This window comes from Bacillus sp. FSL R10-2201 (genome assembly GCF_038008665.1).
GTDB lineage: Bacteria > Bacillota > Bacilli > Bacillales > Bacillaceae_G > Bacillus_A > Bacillus_A mycoides.
In genome coordinates, this window is sequence record NZ_JBBOZP010000001.1 from 4,510,446 (window position 1) to 4,528,083 (window position 17,638).

At 36.9% G+C, this 17,638-nt stretch carries 17 protein-coding genes and 1 other annotated feature; of the genes, 6 read left to right on the plus strand and 11 right to left on the minus strand.

Annotated features, from left to right (window positions below):
• Positions 1 to 17 precede the first annotated feature (17 nt).
• The 9 genes from leuS to NSQ69_RS23400 all read right to left on the minus strand — a co-directional run bounded on the left by leuS (position 18) and on the right by NSQ69_RS23400 (position 10,159).
• Positions 18 to 2,426, minus strand: coding sequence for a leucine--tRNA ligase (gene leuS, locus NSQ69_RS23360; protein WP_002129511.1), 2,409 nt, complete (start codon positions 2,424 to 2,426; stop codon positions 18 to 20).
• 65 nt (positions 2,427 to 2,491) lie between these two features.
• Positions 2,492 to 2,710: a binding site (T-box leader), on the minus strand.
• 198 nt (positions 2,711 to 2,908) lie between these two features.
• A complete protein-coding gene (locus NSQ69_RS23365) occupies positions 2,909 to 4,102 on the minus strand; it encodes an MDR family MFS transporter (protein WP_002167529.1) in 1,194 nt (397 codons plus the stop codon).
• Between the two features lie 190 nt (positions 4,103 to 4,292).
• On the minus strand, positions 4,293 to 5,516 hold the full coding sequence (locus tag NSQ69_RS23370) for a cation:proton antiporter (RefSeq protein WP_002167528.1): 1,224 nt from the start codon (positions 5,514 to 5,516) through the stop codon (positions 4,293 to 4,295).
• Positions 5,517 to 5,519: 3 nt separating this feature from the next.
• Positions 5,520 to 6,017 (minus strand): cation:proton antiporter regulatory subunit, encoded by a 498-nt coding sequence (locus tag NSQ69_RS23375; RefSeq protein WP_001026048.1) that lies wholly within the window; start codon positions 6,015 to 6,017, stop codon positions 5,520 to 5,522.
• A 34-nt stretch (positions 6,018 to 6,051) separates the two neighbouring features.
• Complete coding sequence (locus NSQ69_RS23380; RefSeq protein ID WP_000454225.1) at positions 6,052 to 6,618, minus strand: tyrosine-type recombinase/integrase; 567 nt, start codon at positions 6,616 to 6,618, stop codon at positions 6,052 to 6,054.
• 345 nt (positions 6,619 to 6,963) lie between these two features.
• The gene (locus NSQ69_RS23385) at positions 6,964 to 8,823 is read right to left on the minus strand and encodes an FtsX-like permease family protein (RefSeq protein WP_002129517.1); all 1,860 of its coding nucleotides are present in this window, start codon (positions 8,821 to 8,823) and stop codon (positions 6,964 to 6,966) included.
• Positions 8,824 to 8,839: 16 nt separating this feature from the next.
• Complete coding sequence (locus NSQ69_RS23390) at positions 8,840 to 9,601, minus strand: ABC transporter ATP-binding protein (RefSeq protein ID WP_002129519.1); 762 nt, start codon at positions 9,599 to 9,601, stop codon at positions 8,840 to 8,842.
• Between the two features lie 129 nt (positions 9,602 to 9,730).
• Positions 9,731 to 9,880 carry a hypothetical protein gene (locus tag NSQ69_RS23395; RefSeq protein WP_001129345.1) on the minus strand — a complete coding sequence of 50 codons (150 nt, stop codon included), beginning with the start codon at positions 9,878 to 9,880 and terminating at the stop codon, positions 9,731 to 9,733.
• A gap of 15 nt (positions 9,881 to 9,895) precedes the next feature.
• Positions 9,896 to 10,159, minus strand: coding sequence for a YtzC family protein (locus NSQ69_RS23400; protein WP_002089099.1), 264 nt, complete (start codon positions 10,157 to 10,159; stop codon positions 9,896 to 9,898).
• A gap of 111 nt (positions 10,160 to 10,270) precedes the next feature.
• Between NSQ69_RS23400 and NSQ69_RS23405 the strand changes: the two genes are divergently transcribed.
• The 6 genes from NSQ69_RS23405 (at position 10,271) to NSQ69_RS23430 (ending at position 15,673) form a co-directional block, all read left to right on the plus strand.
• The gene (locus NSQ69_RS23405) at positions 10,271 to 11,230 is read left to right on the plus strand and encodes a TIGR01212 family radical SAM protein (RefSeq protein ID WP_002129523.1); all 960 of its coding nucleotides are present in this window, start codon (positions 10,271 to 10,273) and stop codon (positions 11,228 to 11,230) included.
• The gene (locus tag NSQ69_RS23410; protein WP_002184797.1) at positions 11,227 to 11,799 is read left to right on the plus strand and encodes a class I SAM-dependent methyltransferase; all 573 of its coding nucleotides are present in this window, start codon (positions 11,227 to 11,229) and stop codon (positions 11,797 to 11,799) included. The genes NSQ69_RS23405 and NSQ69_RS23410 overlap by 4 nt, the downstream gene beginning before the upstream one ends.
• Positions 11,800 to 11,984: 185 nt before the next feature.
• Entirely contained in the window at positions 11,985 to 12,818 is an 834-nt protein-coding gene (locus NSQ69_RS23415; RefSeq protein WP_002034419.1) for an ABC transporter ATP-binding protein, read from the plus strand.
• Between the two features lie 18 nt (positions 12,819 to 12,836).
• Positions 12,837 to 13,517, plus strand: a complete 681-nt coding sequence (locus NSQ69_RS23420; RefSeq protein WP_002067629.1) for a hypothetical protein — start codon at positions 12,837 to 12,839, stop codon at positions 13,515 to 13,517.
• A gap of 24 nt (positions 13,518 to 13,541) precedes the next feature.
• A complete protein-coding gene (locus tag NSQ69_RS23425; RefSeq protein ID WP_002184795.1) occupies positions 13,542 to 14,216 on the plus strand; it encodes an aspartate/glutamate racemase family protein in 675 nt (224 codons plus the stop codon).
• 155 nt (positions 14,217 to 14,371) lie between these two features.
• The gene (locus tag NSQ69_RS23430) at positions 14,372 to 15,673 is read left to right on the plus strand and encodes a PepSY-associated TM helix domain-containing protein (protein WP_002129527.1); all 1,302 of its coding nucleotides are present in this window, start codon (positions 14,372 to 14,374) and stop codon (positions 15,671 to 15,673) included.
• 34 nt (positions 15,674 to 15,707) lie between these two features.
• Here the strand turns inward: NSQ69_RS23430 and NSQ69_RS23435 are convergent, their stop codons facing one another.
• Positions 15,708 to 16,772 carry a tetraprenyl-beta-curcumene synthase family protein gene (locus NSQ69_RS23435; protein ID WP_002089107.1) on the minus strand — a complete coding sequence of 355 codons (1,065 nt, stop codon included), beginning with the start codon at positions 16,770 to 16,772 and terminating at the stop codon, positions 15,708 to 15,710.
• 37 nt (positions 16,773 to 16,809) lie between these two features.
• Complete coding sequence (locus NSQ69_RS23440) at positions 16,810 to 17,613, minus strand: alpha/beta hydrolase (protein WP_002129529.1); 804 nt, start codon at positions 17,611 to 17,613, stop codon at positions 16,810 to 16,812.
• Positions 17,614 to 17,638 lie beyond the last annotated feature (25 nt).

Sequence of the window (17,638 nt, forward strand, 5' to 3'; positions counted from 1 at the left end):
CTTTTATTAATAATTAATTAATTTGCAACAACGTTAACAAGTTTTCCAGGAACAACAATTACTTTACGAACTGTTTTTCCTTCAATTTGTTCTTTGATTGCCTCAAGTGCAAGTTGTTCCATTTCTTCTTTTGATGCGTCTTTACTCATTGTTAGTTTTGTGCGAACTTTGCCCATAATTTGAACAACGATTTCAACTTCATCTTCTACAAGTTTAGACTCATCAAATGTTGGCCAGCTTGCATATGTGATTGTTTCACTGTATCCAAGTTTGCTCCATAGTTCTTCCCCGATGTGAGGTGCAACTGGTGCAATCATTTTTACGAAACCTTCTACATATTCTTTCGGAAGTGTTTCAGCTTTGTATGCATCGTTGATGAATACCATCATTTGAGAAATCGCTGTGTTGAAGCGAAGCTCTGCATAGTCTTCTGTTACTTTCTTCACTGTTTGGTGGTAAGCTTTTTCAAGATCTTTGTTTGGTGCATCAGTAATTTTCTCACTCAATTCACCGTTCTCTTGAATGAATAGGCGCCATACGCGGTCTAGGAAGCGACGAGCTCCGTCAAGACCATTTTCAGACCAAGCGATTGAAGCATCTAATGGTCCCATGAACATTTCGTATAGACGAAGTGTATCTGCACCGTGGCTTGCTACGATATCATCAGGATTTACAACGTTACCTTTTGATTTACTCATTTTCTCGTTGTTTTCACCTAAGATCATACCTTGGTTGAATAATTGTTGGAACGGTTCTTTCGTTGGAACTACACCGATATCATATAATACTTTATGCCAGAAACGAGCATATAGTAAGTGAAGTACAGCGTGCTCTGCTCCACCGATATAAATATCAACTGGAAGCCATTGTTTTACTTTTTCAGGGTCTACAAGTGCTTCGCTGTTGTTTGGATCGATGTAGCGTAGGTAGTACCAGCAGCTACCAGCCCATTGCGGCATTGTATTCGTTTCACGACGACCTTTTTTACCAGTTTCAGGATCAACAACATTTACCCACTCTTCAATGTTTGCAAGTGGTGATTCACCTGTACCTGAAGGACGAATATTCTCTGTTTTCGGAAGAACTAATGGTAATTCTTCTTCTTTCACAGCTGTCATTGTACCATCTTCCCAATGGATTACTGGAATTGGCTCACCCCAGTAACGTTGGCGACTAAATAACCAGTCACGTAGACGGTACGTTACTTTTTGATTTCCTGCGCTTGTTACTTCAAGCCACTCAATCATTTTTACAATTGCTTCTTCTTTATTTAAACCATCAAGGAATGCTGAGTTTACGTGCGCACCATCACCTGTATATGCTTCTTTCGAAATGTCTCCGCCTTTTACAACTTCCTTCATTGGAAGATTGAACGTTGATGCGAATTCATAGTCACGCTCATCGTGAGCTGGAACTGCCATTACAGCACCTGTTCCGTAAGTTGCAAGAACATAATCAGCGATCCAGATTGGTAATTTCTCACCGTTTACTGGGTTAACTGCGTAAGCACCAGTGAATACACCAGTTTTTTCTTTCGCAAGTTCTGTACGCTCTAAATCGCTCTTCATTTTAACAGAGTTAATGTAAGCTTCTACAGCTTCTTTTTGTTCTGGTGTTGTAATGTTAGCAACAAGTGCATGCTCTGGAGCCAGTACACAGTAGCTTGCTCCAAATAATGTATCAGGACGCGTTGTGAAAACTGTGAACTTCTCATCTGTACCGTCGATGTTGAAGTGTACTTCTGCACCTTCAGAACGACCAATCCAGTTACGTTGCATGTCTTTTAAGCTTTCTGGCCAATTAAGCTCATCTAGATCTTCTAATAGACGATCTCCGTAAGCTGTAATTTTTAACATCCACTGTCTCATCGGACGACGCTCAACTGGATGTCCACCACGCTCACTCTTACCGTCAATGATTTCTTCGTTTGCAAGTACTGTACCAAGTGCTGGGCACCAGTTTACAGGTACTTCATCAACGTAAGCTAAACCTTTTTCAAATAGTTTTAGGAAGATCCATTGTGTCCACTTGTAGTAGGTTGGATCTGTTGTATTTACTTCACGATCCCAATCGTAAGAGAAGCCTAATGCTTTAATTTGATTACGGAACGTATTAATATTAAGCTCTGTAAATTCAGCCGGGCTGTTCCCAGTATCAAGTGCATATTGCTCTGCTGGAAGACCGAATGCATCCCATCCCATTGGATGAAGAACGTTATATCCTTGCATACGCTTCATACGAGATAAAATATCTGTCGCTGTATAACCTTCTGGATGACCTACGTGTAAGCCTGCACCTGATGGATATGGGAACATATCTAGTGCATAAAATTTTGGTTTTTCTGTTTCATCTGGCGTACGGAATGTTTTATTCTCTTCCCAATGCCCTTGCCACTTCTTCTCAATTTCTTGATGATTAAAGCTCATGAGATACCCTCCTTGAAATTCTATTTATTTTCACCGCCCAAAATACAAAAAACCTCTCATCCCTAGAAAGGGACGAGAGGTTATAGATTCCCGCGGTACCACCCTAAATTAATGTAATAAATACATTCGCTTAGATCCGTAACGTGGATTAACGGCAATTGCTACTAATGATTTCACAACTGCAACTCAAAGGCGAGTTCATAACGAAACGTGGATTGACTTGCACCGACCGTCAACTCTCTAAACCAGCTTCTATTACTACTACTCCTTCTCACTGTTATTACAAATATGAGTTAATGTGAACTACCCACCACTTAGTATCTCTTAAGAGCTTACTTGAAGCGAGGGCTTCTCGGTTAATCGTTACTCTTGCTAACTAACGAATTCGTCTTAGGACAGCCGAGCTAACTCCCTTGTTCCAAAGGATATTTTATTACTATTTATTTAAATATATTCTAAAACATGTTGCATGTTCCGTCAAACTAAACTGCAATTTTTTCTTCAACTGTTTCTTCTACTTTTACTCGTCTATCATAAATACTCGTTGCTATAAGCGCTACTACAAGCATTACCATGATCGCAATAAACAATACTTCCATATTGTATAAGTCAACAATCGCTCCGCCAACGACCGGTCCGAACATTTTCCCTACAGTCGCTGCGCTATTTACAACACCTTGATAAAATCCTAGCTTATCTTTCGGTGCAAGTATATTTGCGATGGTCGGAACTGCCGGCCATACGAATAATTCACCAATTGTTAATGTCACCATCGCAATGAGAAACATCGTAAATTGCTGCGCTTGGCTTAAAACAATAAACGACGCCGCAAAAATGACGATTCCAATCATAATTTGTTGTTTTAAAGAACGCTTCATCCAGCGAATTAACATACTAACAAGTGGCTGCGCACAAACAATCATCGCTCCGTTTATCGTCCATAATAAACTATAATGGCGGAGGCTAATATCTAATTCTCGCATATGAGTCGCAATTGCCCCTTGCCACTGTACGTATGTAACCCAGCATAAAGCATATGCTACACATACGATTAGAAGCGCTTTGAAGCCAGGTGTAAGTGACCAACCTTTTTTCGTTTCGGCTTCTTTTTGTACCTCTTGCTCTTTTTTTGCTTCCATACCACGAAATCCAATAAACGCAATTAAGAAGAAAATAAAATATAAAATAAAGTTCGCTAAGAAAATATAATCAAAACGATAAGACGCAACTAATCCACCGCACGCTGTTCCAATCGCAATCCCAACGTTTTGTCCAACATACATTGCATTGAACGCTCGTCTCCCGCCTTCTGGCCAAACCGTACCGACCATCGCATACATCGATGGAAACACCATTCCAGAACCGAATCCGATTAATGCTAGCCACACAACATATAATGGCCAACCATGGAAAAATACAAGACCTAAAATCGATACAAGTGTAATGACAATCCCTACTAAAATTGATTTATAACCGCCCCATTTATCAAATAAAACACCGCCGAGCAAGTTTCCGATTACACCAGTAAGCGAGTTGATCATTAATACCATTCCGGCTACTGATAAAGATTTCCCTAAACTATCATGTAAGTAAATTGTATTAAAAGGCCATAAAAAAGAAGCACCCGTGACATTAATAATCATCCCAGCTACTAATAGCCATACTTTCCTTGGCATAGTCTCCCCTCCTATTCTCTTTTTTTCGTTCATATATATAACAGTAAAATTGTAGTCGTTTTTAAATAGGAAGGCAACTGATTAATAGTTGATGAAATTCAGATAATAGCACAAAGACGATTAGAATGTATTCTAATCGTCTTTGTAAAATATTAATCTATAAATAATGGAATCGTTCCCTCGCGAAAGGTTATCCAACTTCCTTTTTACGTTTTGCACTTTCTTTCGCACTCCATTTAAATATTTTGTCTAGTAGAGAGTATATTCTCCCAGACTCCTTCGTTAATAATGGCCCTAGCGACGCCAATATTAAAACATATAAAGCTGAGAATGGTTTAATCGTTGCCATTAAGCCACCCGCTATTCCGAGATTCGCGACAATAATGGAGAATTCCCCACGTGATATAAGTGTTAAACCGATATTCGTAGAAGCCTTATGCGATAACCCGGCTTTACGCCCTGCAATCATTCCAGCTGTAAAATTACCGATGAGAGTAATGAAAACTGCTCCTAATGCCAACCATACTGCTCCTCCAAGCGAAAACGGATCTATACTTAAACCGAAGCTGAAGAAAAATATAGCTCCAAAGAAATCACGAAACGGGACGACGAGATGCTCGATCCGGTCACTATGCTCTGTTTCTGAAAAGACGAGTCCTAACAATAAAGCCCCAATCGCTTCCGCAACATGAATTGTTTCTGAAAATCCTGCTACAAAGAATAAAATAGCGAATATTACGATAATAAAAATTTCGTTTGACGAAATATCTAATACTTTATTTAGGAACGGCGTAGCTTTTCTAGCGATTACAAAGAATAGGAGCATATACCCTACTGCGATTAACACCGATGTAAGAGCACCTACAAATGATGTTGCACCTCCGAGTACTAATCCTGAAACAACTGATAAATATACAGCTAAAAAGATATCATCAAACATAATGATTCCTAAAATTAGCTCTGTCTCTTTATTACCAGATCTTCTTAAATCAACAATTACTTTCGCTACAATTGCACTCGATGAGATTGTAATAATTCCAGCAATAATTAATGTTTCTAGTAAGGGGAAGCCCATAACATATCCATAAAGTAAACCTAATATGAAATTAAGCGATATATGAACACTACCCCCAAAAGCAATCGACTTTCCTGATTTAATTAATTTTTTTATTGAGAATTCTAAGCCTAAATAGAATAGGAGGAATATGACGCCTACACGGCCGAGGAAGGAAATAACTTCTCCGCTTTCAATAAACCTTAAATCGATAAGTCCTAAATCTGGGGCATGAGGCCCCACTAACATACCGAGTATAATGAGAAACGGAATAATCGAGAACTTTAACTTCGCAGCGAGGATAGCTGCAAAAGCTACTAATACTAACGCAGTTCCAACTTCAAAAATTAAAGTATCCATCGATTAGGAATCACCTCCTGCTGAAAGCAATTCATTAATAATTCTTTTCACTTCATGTCTTTCACCCGACAATACGAGCATATCGCCAGCTTCAATAATAGAGTCTGGACCTGGATTAAAGAATTTCTTCATATTCTTTTTCAAAATAGCAATAATCGTTACGTTATACGTTTTTCTGACATGTAAGCTACCAATTGTTTGTTGTACTACTGGTGCATTATTCTCCACCTTAAACCATTCAATTGATAATCCTTCAAAAGCCATCTCAATTGTGTCTAGCGCTTGCGGCCTATATACCATTCCGCCTAATATAGCCGCAATTTGTCTCGCTTCAGAATCACGAAGAGAAATGCTTGAAATACTCTCATCGTGATCCGCATCAAAATGATACATTTCTCTTCGGCCATCATCATGAATAACGATAACCATTTTTTCATTACCTTTTGTTATCACTTCGAATTTACACCCAATGCCCGGTAGTTCACTCTCTCTAATATTCATATTTTCCGCCTCCTAAAGTTTTTAGTTACGGCTTTTACAAATCTACATCAATCTCTGTTTTAAACTTCTCATCTTTTGAGATTCCTAAATACTTGAGCGTTTCTGATGGAGTTGCGTGATGAAAATGCTTTTGCAATAGCGCAATCGCTATTCCTCTTTTGTACGCATGAAATCCAAATGTTTTTCGCATTGAATTCGTTCCAATCTTTCCAACAATCCCAACCGCTTCAGCCGCGCTATGGATAACACGATATGCTTGTTGGCGTGAGATTGAATTTGTCGTTTTATTAGATTGAAATACGTAGTTTTCTCTTTGAGCATCAATAGATTTTACATACTCTAAAAGGGCTTCTTTTACTTTTGTATTTAAATAAATATCTTGTTTAAATTTTTCATCTTTCACAGGAAGAGAATAAAACTCTTTAACAGTCTTATCTTCATTTAATACCTCTTCAAATTTCATACTAAGTAGCTCAGTAATCTTTAATCCAGTGTTAATTCCAATAACAAATAAAAGATAATCTCGCTGCGAGTGCTCTTTTAAGTACTTTTTCATAGCCTCAATTTGGCTTATATCTTTTAATGCCTCTACAACTTCCATACATGTATCTCCTCATCTTATGAACGGTAATTTTCTCATTATCCTGTCCATTTTACCTTATCATGCTATGAGATTTCCATGTATTATCCATTATTTTCACAATATACTCTTACGACAATTTTTCATTTGGAAATTTATGATTGTACAAATACGGTGTGGGTAGAAAAAATAGGGGGAGTACAAGTTCAGCTTCTTTCTACAGATCGGATTCCTCCTTTCATTTTTCGGTTGCTGATACTTTCATATTATGTTACTTATTTACATTATATTATATATTTCAGTAACATTAAAGTGTTTTTTCTGAAAATACAAAAAGCCGAGCACTTTCACTCGGCTTTTTACCTATTAATCTTCTTTTGGAAGAACAATTCCTTTATACAATTGAACTGTAATGAAGTAATAAATCGCATAAATAACTACGAAAATTACGATTGGTACCCAAATACGGAAGTAAGGATCCATTAAAATAAATCCGAAAATATTCATACCAACTAATACGTGAGCGATCCCCACAATTGCTGGGAATAAGAATACTAAGAATAATTCTTTATAAATCGATTTCGTTAATAACTCACGACGCACACCGATTTTGCGAAGCATTTGATAACGCGTAATATCTTTTGATGCACCAGAAAGAATTTTAAACATTAAACAACTTGCCATCATTGCTAAGAACGCAATTCCAAGGAAGAATCCCATAAATACTGTTCCACTCGCAATGCCGTAGAATCCATTGTAAGATTGATATTTACTATCTAATCTTTCAGCTTTTACATTTTTATATTTAACTAGCTGCAACTCGTCAAGTTTTTTCCATTCTTTTGTGTATGCTACAAAATCGTCTGTTTTTCCAGTAACTACGATTCCTTCTTTACCATTTACAGTATCGTACATTTTCTGATCTACAATTTTAATTGCATGATCTTCATATAGATAAAATGGCTGAATTGTTCTGAAAGCCTCGTTCCATTCTTCTGGAAGTTCTTTAGCACTCGCATCTTTTTCATTCATTTCTCTAGAAACTGCACCTACTGGTAGTTCCTCTGAAACTTTCTTTATTTTTCCTAAATCCTTCATACTTTCCATCTGTTTTGTATCTTGTACGAAAGGAGGTTTTTTCTCTAAATCTTCTTTTACATAATAAACGTATTTATTATCAACTTTGTAACGATATTCATTTTTCTCTTTAAATGTAATACCATCTAAAATTTTCTTTTCTTCAGCTGTTGGGTTATGAATAACTGAATCATATATTACTAAACCATCAACCATTTTTATAACGTTATTTTTAAACGCCATACCACCTGAAATTGCACCCGCTCCAAGAGCAACTAACATCGCTACCGTTGCAAGTACTTTCGTTAAGCTATTAATACGGAAATTTAATTGTGCAAACGTAAAAGCATTAAGTCCTTTTTCACTACGCTTTTTATTACTCTTTAACTTTCTAATGATAACTGGGAGAAGTGATCCAAATAGCATGTAAGTACCAGTTGTTGTTGTAATTAATGCAATAAGGATTCCCATTTCTCTTAGTTTTTCCATGTAAATCATTGATGCATAGCCAATTCCTAATAAAATAACAGCAAGGATTGCAACGACACCTGTCATTTTTCCTTTTACCGCAACACGTTCTGTTTGTGCATCTGCATGTACAAGTTGCAGTACTGAAATACGTGATAACTTAATACTGTTCATAATTGCTGATAATACAAATAATGCAAAGAAGAAAATGCAAGTAACAGTCATAGATGGTAGATAAAATGCCTTATAGCCTTCACCAGCAAATTCTAATTGTTTCATTAATAACTGTCCGATACCTTCTGCAAGTCCTACACCAACTGTAAGTCCAATCGCAAGAGACGCAGCACCTAATACAATCGTTTCAATAAACATAAGTAATGTAACTTTATGCTTTTTTGCACCTAACATCATGTACATACCAAACTCTTTTTGACGAAGAGATAATAAGAAAGAGTTTGCATATAAAATGTAGAAGAACGTTATAATTGCTAATAAAAATGAACCTGCTTGGAATACGAAACCAATAGACTTAATAACAGAATTGGATTCGATAAACGCTTTATTCAGCGCTAACGTTTGGAACATATAAAAAATTGAAATCGACATGACAAGACCAACAAGTAAGACAATATAATCTTTCAGCTTACTCTTTAGCCCTGACATGGAAAGTTTAAATAACATACTGGAACCTCCTTTCTTACGCTTTTTGTGTACCTAAATCTGCAAGTACATCTAAAATTTCTTTGTAGAACTCTTCACGCGTACCACCGCGATGAATTTCTTTATATAGCTCACCATCTTGAATGAATAAAATACGCTGACAGTAACTTGCACTATATGGATCATGCGTAACCATCATAATAGATACGCCTTGTTCTTCATTTAAGTTTGTCATCGCATCAAGTAAACTTGCTGCATTTTTCGAATCAAGAGCTCCTGTTGGCTCGTCTCCTAAAATAATTGCCGGCTCATGCACTAGTGCGCGTGCTGCTGCTGAACGCTGTTTCTGTCCACCGGATACTTCAGTTGGATACTTTTGAAGAATTTCTGTAATCCCTAACATATCCGCTACTTTCTCTACTTTCGGTCCAATATTACGTGATGAAACACCTTGAAGTGAAAGTGGAAGTGCAATGTTCTCATAAATAGATAAGTTCTCTAATAAGTTGAAGTCTTGGAAAATGAATCCTAACTTTTGCGAACGGAAATCAGAAAGCTCACCTTGCTTCATTTTCGTAATGTCCGTACCCGCAATTTCAACAACGCCGCCCGTTGCTTTATCAAGCGTTGAAATTACATTTAACAATGTCGTTTTACCAGAACCAGATGGTCCCATAATTCCAACAAACTCACCCTCTTGAATTGAGAATGAAACACCTTTTAACGCGTGTGATTGGTTCTCACCTTTTTTACCGTACACTTTTTGAACGTTTTTCACGTCTACAACTGGTTTCGTCATATATATCCTCCTACACTTGTTTTTCCATTACCTATTTTGCGCCTTTTGGAGGTGAACTGCTATTTGTTAACATTACAATTACCTTACACTTTTGTAATAAAATAAAACCAGGTCGTATTTCGACCTGGTTTACTCTGATTGCTTCGATCTTTGAGGTTGTCCTTTTTTACTGTTACGCTGTTTCACTTGAACAACTGGATCAAGTTCATTTGAAAATTCAGCGTTATGTCCATTTTGCGTTTTTTGCTCTGGATTATTTTGATCTGAACGTTTTGCCATTACATTCACTCCTTATTAGTGCGGTGTAATAATCATTTGATGTTGCAATTGGCGAATTGCCATACGTGCTCTATTTAATTGCTCACGTTGCTCATCATTCGCATGTTGCTGCATAGTTTGTAAGTCGTTATATGCTTGTTCTAATTGTAACTGAGCATCCGAATACTCCATCGTATTGTAATGCTCTTGTCTCATGCCTTGGTCTAATTGTTCTTTCGCATATTCCACCGCTTGTTCTGCCTGTGTAATATACTCTTCAAGTGATTGACGCTCTGCCATAATTGTCCCTCCTTGCTTCAATTCCCCTTTAGTGTGTCCCTTCCATATGAACCTTATGAGTATGTTATAATGGATTTTGTTTCATTTTGACTCGTCTTAGGAGGGAAAATAATGAAGGTTCAAAACCCTTTTCCATATACAAATGACAATAAACGTTATCATACATGGAATTATCACTTACGAAATGAATTTGGTGAAAAAATCTTTAAAGTTTCATTAGATGCTGGCTTCGATTGCCCGAACCGTGACGGTACAGTTGCTTACGGTGGTTGCACGTTTTGTAGTGCTGCTGGATCTGGTGACTTCGCTGGCGATCGCCGCGATGATGTTATAACGCAATATCATGAAATGAAAGAAAAAATGCACTCAAAGTGGAAAGACGGAAAATGTATCGCTTATTTTCAGGCTTACACAAATACACATGCACCACTTGAAGTGTTAAAAGAAAAATTCGAACCGCTTCTAGCAGAAAAAGATGTTGTCGGTCTTTCTATCGCAACTCGTCCAGATTGCTTACCAGACGATGTTGTTGCATATTTAGCGGACTTAAATAAACGCACGTACCTTTGGGTTGAACTCGGACTACAAACCGTCCATGAACGTACTGCAAATCTTATTAATCGTGCTCACGATTATCCTTCTTACGTTGAGGGCGTAAATAAATTACGTAAGCATGGCATTAGAGTTTGCTCGCATATTATTAACGGTCTTCCCCTTGAAGATTATGACATGATGATGGAAACAACTCGTGAAGTAGCAAAGCTTGACGTACAAGGAATTAAAATCCACTTACTTCATTTATTAAAAGGAACGCCAATGGTGAAGCAATATGAAAAAGGACAATTAGAATTCCTTTCTCTTGAAGATTACGTAAGTCTCGTTGTTGACCAACTTGAAATTATTCCAGAAGATGTAATTGTGCACCGCATCACAGGTGACGGTCCACCTGATTTAATGATTGGCCCAATGTGGAGCTTAAATAAATGGGAAGTATTAAATTCCATCGATGCAGAATTTGTACGCCGCGGAAGCTGGCAAGGAAAATATGCAAATGAGGAGAAACAAAAATGAAATTAGAACGTGTATTACCGTTTGCTCGCTCGCTGCTGCAAACGGCTGTTAAAGAAGGCGATTACGCTGTAGATGCAACTTTAGGAAATGGTCACGACACTTGCTTCCTAGCTGAAATCGTTGGAGATAACGGAAAAGTATTTGGATTTGATATTCAAAAAGAAGCAATTGAAAGCTCTACTATCCGCCTAAAAGAAAAAGAGCTTTTTGAACGTACTGTTTTAGTTCACGATAGTCACGATACGCTTCTATCCGTACTACCAGAAGATGCAAAAGGAAAAGTAACAGGCGCTATCTTCAACTTAGGTTACCTTCCTGGTGGTGACAAGCATATCGTTACAAAACCGAACTCAACACTCTCGGCAATTGAACAATTACTAGGAGTAATGGCACCTGAAGGTATCATCGTCCTTGTCATTTACCACGGACATCCAGAAGGACAAGTAGAACGCGACGCTGTACTTAAATTTGCAGAAGAACTAGATCAAAAAGAAGCTCACGTTTTGCGATACGGCTTCATTAACCAGCAAAATAACCCGCCATTTATTGTGGCGATTGAGAAGCGATAAAGTGAAACTTTAATCAGTGAGGTTTACTGTCCGGCAAATAGCAGGATAATTATATCAACGATTTTTCAGATATATCGATCATTCGACAAAACATAACAAAAAAAGACGTGCATTCATTGCACGTCTTTTTCTTATTCTCCTATATAATGGATGTATACAATATTTGAAGAAAGAAGGATAGAACTTTGCTAGTAGAACTAAGGGGAATTCAAAAGAAGTATGGCAAATCACTTATACTAGACAACATCGATTTATCCATTCCAGAAGGAGAAGCACTCGCTATTATTGGTGGGAACGGGACTGGAAAAAGTACTTTACTCAAAATAATTGCAGGCTTTATTCCACCTACGGCAGGGACACTTCAAAGAAAAGAACATATACAAATCAGTTATGTCCCTGAACATTTTCCTGAAGGAATTCGTTTTACATTAGAGGATTATTTATATCATCTCGGCCACATTCACGGTTTATCAACAAAATATTTAAGAAATAAAATTCCGATGCTCCTTGAATCTTTTCATCTACATCATGCAAAGCATTACGTTGTACGAAACTTTTCAAAAGGTATGAAACAAAAAACAGGCATTATGCAAGCATTACTTACGGACGTCCATTTATTAATTCTAGATGAACCTCTTTCTGGACTCGACCCTAACTCTCAGCAAGAATTAGAGCATATTTTACTCTCATTAAAACAACAAGGCATATCTATACTCTTCACATGTCACGAAAAACAACTACTAGAAAACTTCGCCGATAGAATTGTGACATTAGCAAATCATACAATTGCGGAAGATACCTCTGTGCAAAAATCAACAGAACAGGTCTATATTGAGGCAATTGTTCACGAAACATTTTCAGCTATAGAACTACAAAAGCAATCAGGATTTATACAAGTTACACACAATTCAAATCAAAACCTCATTCAATTACAAATCGAAAAGGAATATGCAAACGAAATGCTTCAGTTTTTATTACATAAAAAAGCATCTATCACACTGCTACAGCCTAATTTTTAAATCGAAAGAAGGTTTATTATGTTTGCGCTTATTCGTTACCATTTTCTCGACTACACGAAATCGTATAAGTACATTCCTCCTATTGCGATGTACTGCATAAGCTTACTTTTTGTATATACATATAAACCAACTCCCATTGTACCAACATACTTAGAAACAGCACTCGCACTTTATTTATTATCTGCCTGGATTACAGTCACAATTTTTCATACTGAAGATCCTGTACAAGAACAAATCACTATTTCACATACAAATAATATTTCGGCATTATACGTTGGTAAATATATTACGGCTCTTCTTATTTGTACTGTTTTATCTTTTATATCCGTAATCTATCCAATTATTTTGCAAATGTTTAATGAAAAAATGACAGCTTCTTTATTTCTAGTCGGATTTCTCGCTCACATGTCTTTATCTATACTAGGAATTTCAATCGCAACATTATTTACTAGAAATATTATTCAAAAAGCAAGCACCGCTTGGCTTAGTCTTACATTTATATTACTTATGACGATTGCCTCAATCCGGTTAAAAAAAGAGTTACTATGGTTTTTACCACCTGTCGAAAGCTTTATAATGCTTGGACAATACAAATATAATATACTTACTCATACTCTATGGCTTACAGCTTGGGCTATCGTATATTCATTTTTATTACTTACTTTATTTCTTTTTCTCGTTCGCAGAAAACGTTTTTGATTACATATTAAAGGGGACTAAACAATGATTGGAATACTAGCAGGAATGGGTCCAAAATCAACCGGACCATTCGTCGATACAGTTGTAGCAGAGTGCCAAACAATTTATGGAGCAAAGCATGATATGGACTTTCCTCATATGATGATTTATTCGTGCCCAACACCGTTTTATATGGATCGCCCTATTGATCATGCGGCGATGAAAAAAGCGATTATTGAAGGAGCGCAAAAACTTGAAAGTACTGGTGTAGATTTCATCGCAATGCCATGTAATACAGCGCATCTTTATTTCGAGGAATTACAGCGTTCTATTACCATTCCTATTTTGAATATAGTCGATGAGACGTTAAAAGCAATTCCTGAAAATACAAAAAGAGTCGCTCTTCTTGCAACAGAAGCGACTGTTCAAGCAAGTATTTACCAAGATGGAATTACAAAACGTGATATAGAGTACATTCATAATGAACAATGGCAAGAAATGATTAATCAAATTATTACTTGTATTAAAGGCGGAGAAATTGAGGAAGCTCGTAAATTATGGAGTCTGCTCGTTTTACAGTTAAAAGACGAAGTAGATACCGCTATTATCGCATGTACCGATTTGAATGTGGTGGTGAGTGAGGACTTTGTTGATTCCGCTCAATGTCTTGCGAAAGCAGTTGTTAGGATCTATGCATCAAATATAAAAAAGTCTTCATAAACATAGAACACATCCTTTTTAAAATGTGTTTTATGTTTGATAAAAACAACCAAAACTTTTAACTTTTTTCACAATTATTTCAAAGTAATCACACTTAATCTCGCTATATTAAATAAGTAGTTTATTCATATAGGGAAGGTTAGGGGAACTGAAGTATGAAGGTAAATCGTTCGCTTCATTATATTTTTTGGAGGTGGCATTTTTACGCCGGGCTTTTTATTACGCCGCTTCTTATTACATTGTCACTGAGCGGAATTGGGTATTTATTTCGGGAGGAAGTTGAAGATTTCATCTATAAAGATTTATATTTTGGGAAGAGCGCCCAAACAGAGTCTATTTCGATGGCTGATTCGCTTTTCTTAACAGAGAAAAAATATCCACATTATAGTGTGGCGAAAATTAGTGAGTTTAATGGGGATTATAATACGAGACTTACTATTGCAAATGAATATACAGGAAAGCAAAAATATGTGTATTTAGATAGCAATAATCAAATTGTTGGAGATCAAAATGCAAGTGAAACTTTTGCCAATATAATGCGGGAATTACATAGTTCTCTTTTAGTTGGTGGTACTGTCGTCAACTATACTGTAGAGCTTGCGGCATGCTGGACAATCTTTTTAATTGTGACTGGATTGTATATGAGTATACGCCAATTCAAAAACACACCCGCATCCACTAAGCGAGAAAAAGCAAAACGACGTCATTCTATTATCGGTATTATATTTACAATTCCACTCGTTTTGTTAGTCGCATCTGGATTACCATGGTCAGGATTTATGGGGAACCAAATTTATAAAATCGCATCGTCGAATGAATCGATTGGATATCCGACATTGTATATGGCACCGCCTGAATCGAAGGTAAAAGAATTACCGTGGGCAACTAGAAAAGAAGCTCCTCCTGAATCGAATTCAAATGAGCCAAAAGCAATTTCTGTCGATGAATTACAAAAAGGAATTGAAATAAAGAAGCCATATGTTATCTCACTACCGGCTGATCCGAAAGGTGTATTCACCGTTTCGAAATCAAGCGGTTCCGGTATTACGGGTATGCATGTCGCACCAAATGAAGAAATAACAGCTTATTTTGATCAATATAGCGGAGAACTTATTTCCAAAACGGACTATCGTGATTATGGATTATTTGCACAATGGTTTACTTACGGTATCCCACTTCACGAAGGACATTTATTCGGATGGCCAAATAAAATATTATGCTTACTAACGACGTTATCTTTATTACTTCTTATTTATTACGGAGTAAAAATGTGGTTAGCGAGAAAACCGAAAGGAAAATTAGCAGCACCGCCAAAGCAAAGAGATAAGAAAAGCATAATCGTTTTCTTTATCATGATGGTTATACTAGGCGCTGTCATGCCTTTATTCGGACTATCTGTTTTAGTTATTTTCGCAATTGAACTTCTCATATATGTATTTTCAAAAATACAATCATAATAAGAAAACCACTCTACAAGAGTGGTTTTCTTCATCACTGCGCCATTTTCTTTCGGTACATCTTCCCGTTCCAGTAGAAGAATCGTGAAGTGAGCCCTCCGTATTTTACAATGCGCCGTGCCATTTTGTGCATATTCTTTTGCGCTGATACTTTTTGATCTGATAAATAAATACCAAGTAATCCTCGGCTTATGAGACGATGAAACTTCGCATGAGGCAAATCACCAATGCTCTTCTCTGCTTCTTCTACAAAATGTTTCATACGATCTAATATAGCTTGCTCGTTTTCATAATAACTACAGAAATTCAAATCTCCACCGATACGGTCTTCTTCTTGATCGATGAAATAATCAAGTAAAATGTGAAGTCCTTGTACGTATGGAAAATACCCTTGTCTAATTTTCACAATATCTTCTTCATGTAACTCATCATGAAATGCATATGCTACAAGACAGAAAATTCCAAGCGTAGAACCTGCACATGCTGAAAATTCAAACCAACTCATCGGTGGTAAATTTTCTTTATGCGCTTCAAACCATGTTTTTAAGCGTGGTTCTCTTTCTTCTAACTTCACGTGTTTATGAATTTGCAAATCACAATAATAACAAGCAAGTTCATGAAGAATTGGAGCAATTTTATCATAATGCTTCGTTTTCTTTAAAACATCCTGACATGTTTCAACAAGCTCATCTAAATAACCACCATCATCTTGATCATCACGATAACGATAATAGTTACCGCCCCCTTCAACTTCAGGGCTTAATGCCATTACCATCGACTCATGAAGAGCCGCAAAGTCTTTCGGGTCAAGTGATGTACTACGATCACATAAATTATCTAAATAGTCGCTAATCGTTTGATAAGCTACGATAAAACGAATACATTCCTCACGATGTTCATTTGCTAGTAGCGCTAAAATGCCACCGCCCTCGCAATGAAACGTTTTATTCTCAATACTTGCGATTGCCTGACTATGAAGCTCGTCATTCGGAATATGGTAGGCACGCTCTTTCCACATCGCTAGCTCATGGTGTACTACCGGAAACACATCACGGTATACTTTCGCCATGAGCGTTATGGGATTACTCGGTACGTTCACTTCTTCCTTCATCTCCTCTATTCAATGTACAAATAATTTACTTATTTGTTTCTATTATGTTATTGATGCGTATTTCAGTAAATGACTGAATATAATTCAAAATTTCATCACGCTCATACTCATTTAATAACTCATGATAACAATTCGGCCATTCTTTAAAAGCCTTATCACTTATTTTAACATTATCAAACCAAGTACGGACACGTGTTTTATCTACAAGTTTATCCTCACAAGCCTGCATTAGCAAGAGTGGAACGTCTGGAAAATCGCCTATTTTTTTATGCGCAATTTCGATAGACTTAATCAATTCACTATACCAACGTACTGATACTTTGCGCAAGAACAATGAATCATTCTCCATCGCATCTCTCACTTCATGATTACGAGTTGACATTTCCACTGTAAGATTCGTTGCAAATTGCAATTTTGGAGCAACAACATTTAATATTTTTGAGGCAGCTCGAAGCGGAGCAGAAGGTCCAGTTAATACACCTAAACATGGTGAACTTAAAATAATACCATCTACATCTTCTCTCTTCGTTTCTTGCATCATACGAATGACAATAAGACCACCCATACTATGACCAAATATAAAAATAGGTAATCGATACTTCCTTGCCTCTTTCACCCATAATTTAACTTCCTCTATGTATTCATCAAATGAATCAATATGTCCTCTATTTCTCGAAGTCGTTCCATGTGATGGAAGGTCTCCCATCACAACGTGGTAGCCGATATGATTCCACATTTCTGCTATAGCTTCGTAACGTCCGTGATATTCCATTGCGCCGTGCACGATAACGACTACAGCTTTCGCTTCCTCTGCTTCATAATTCCACATACGGACCTCCTCCATTTCACTCTTT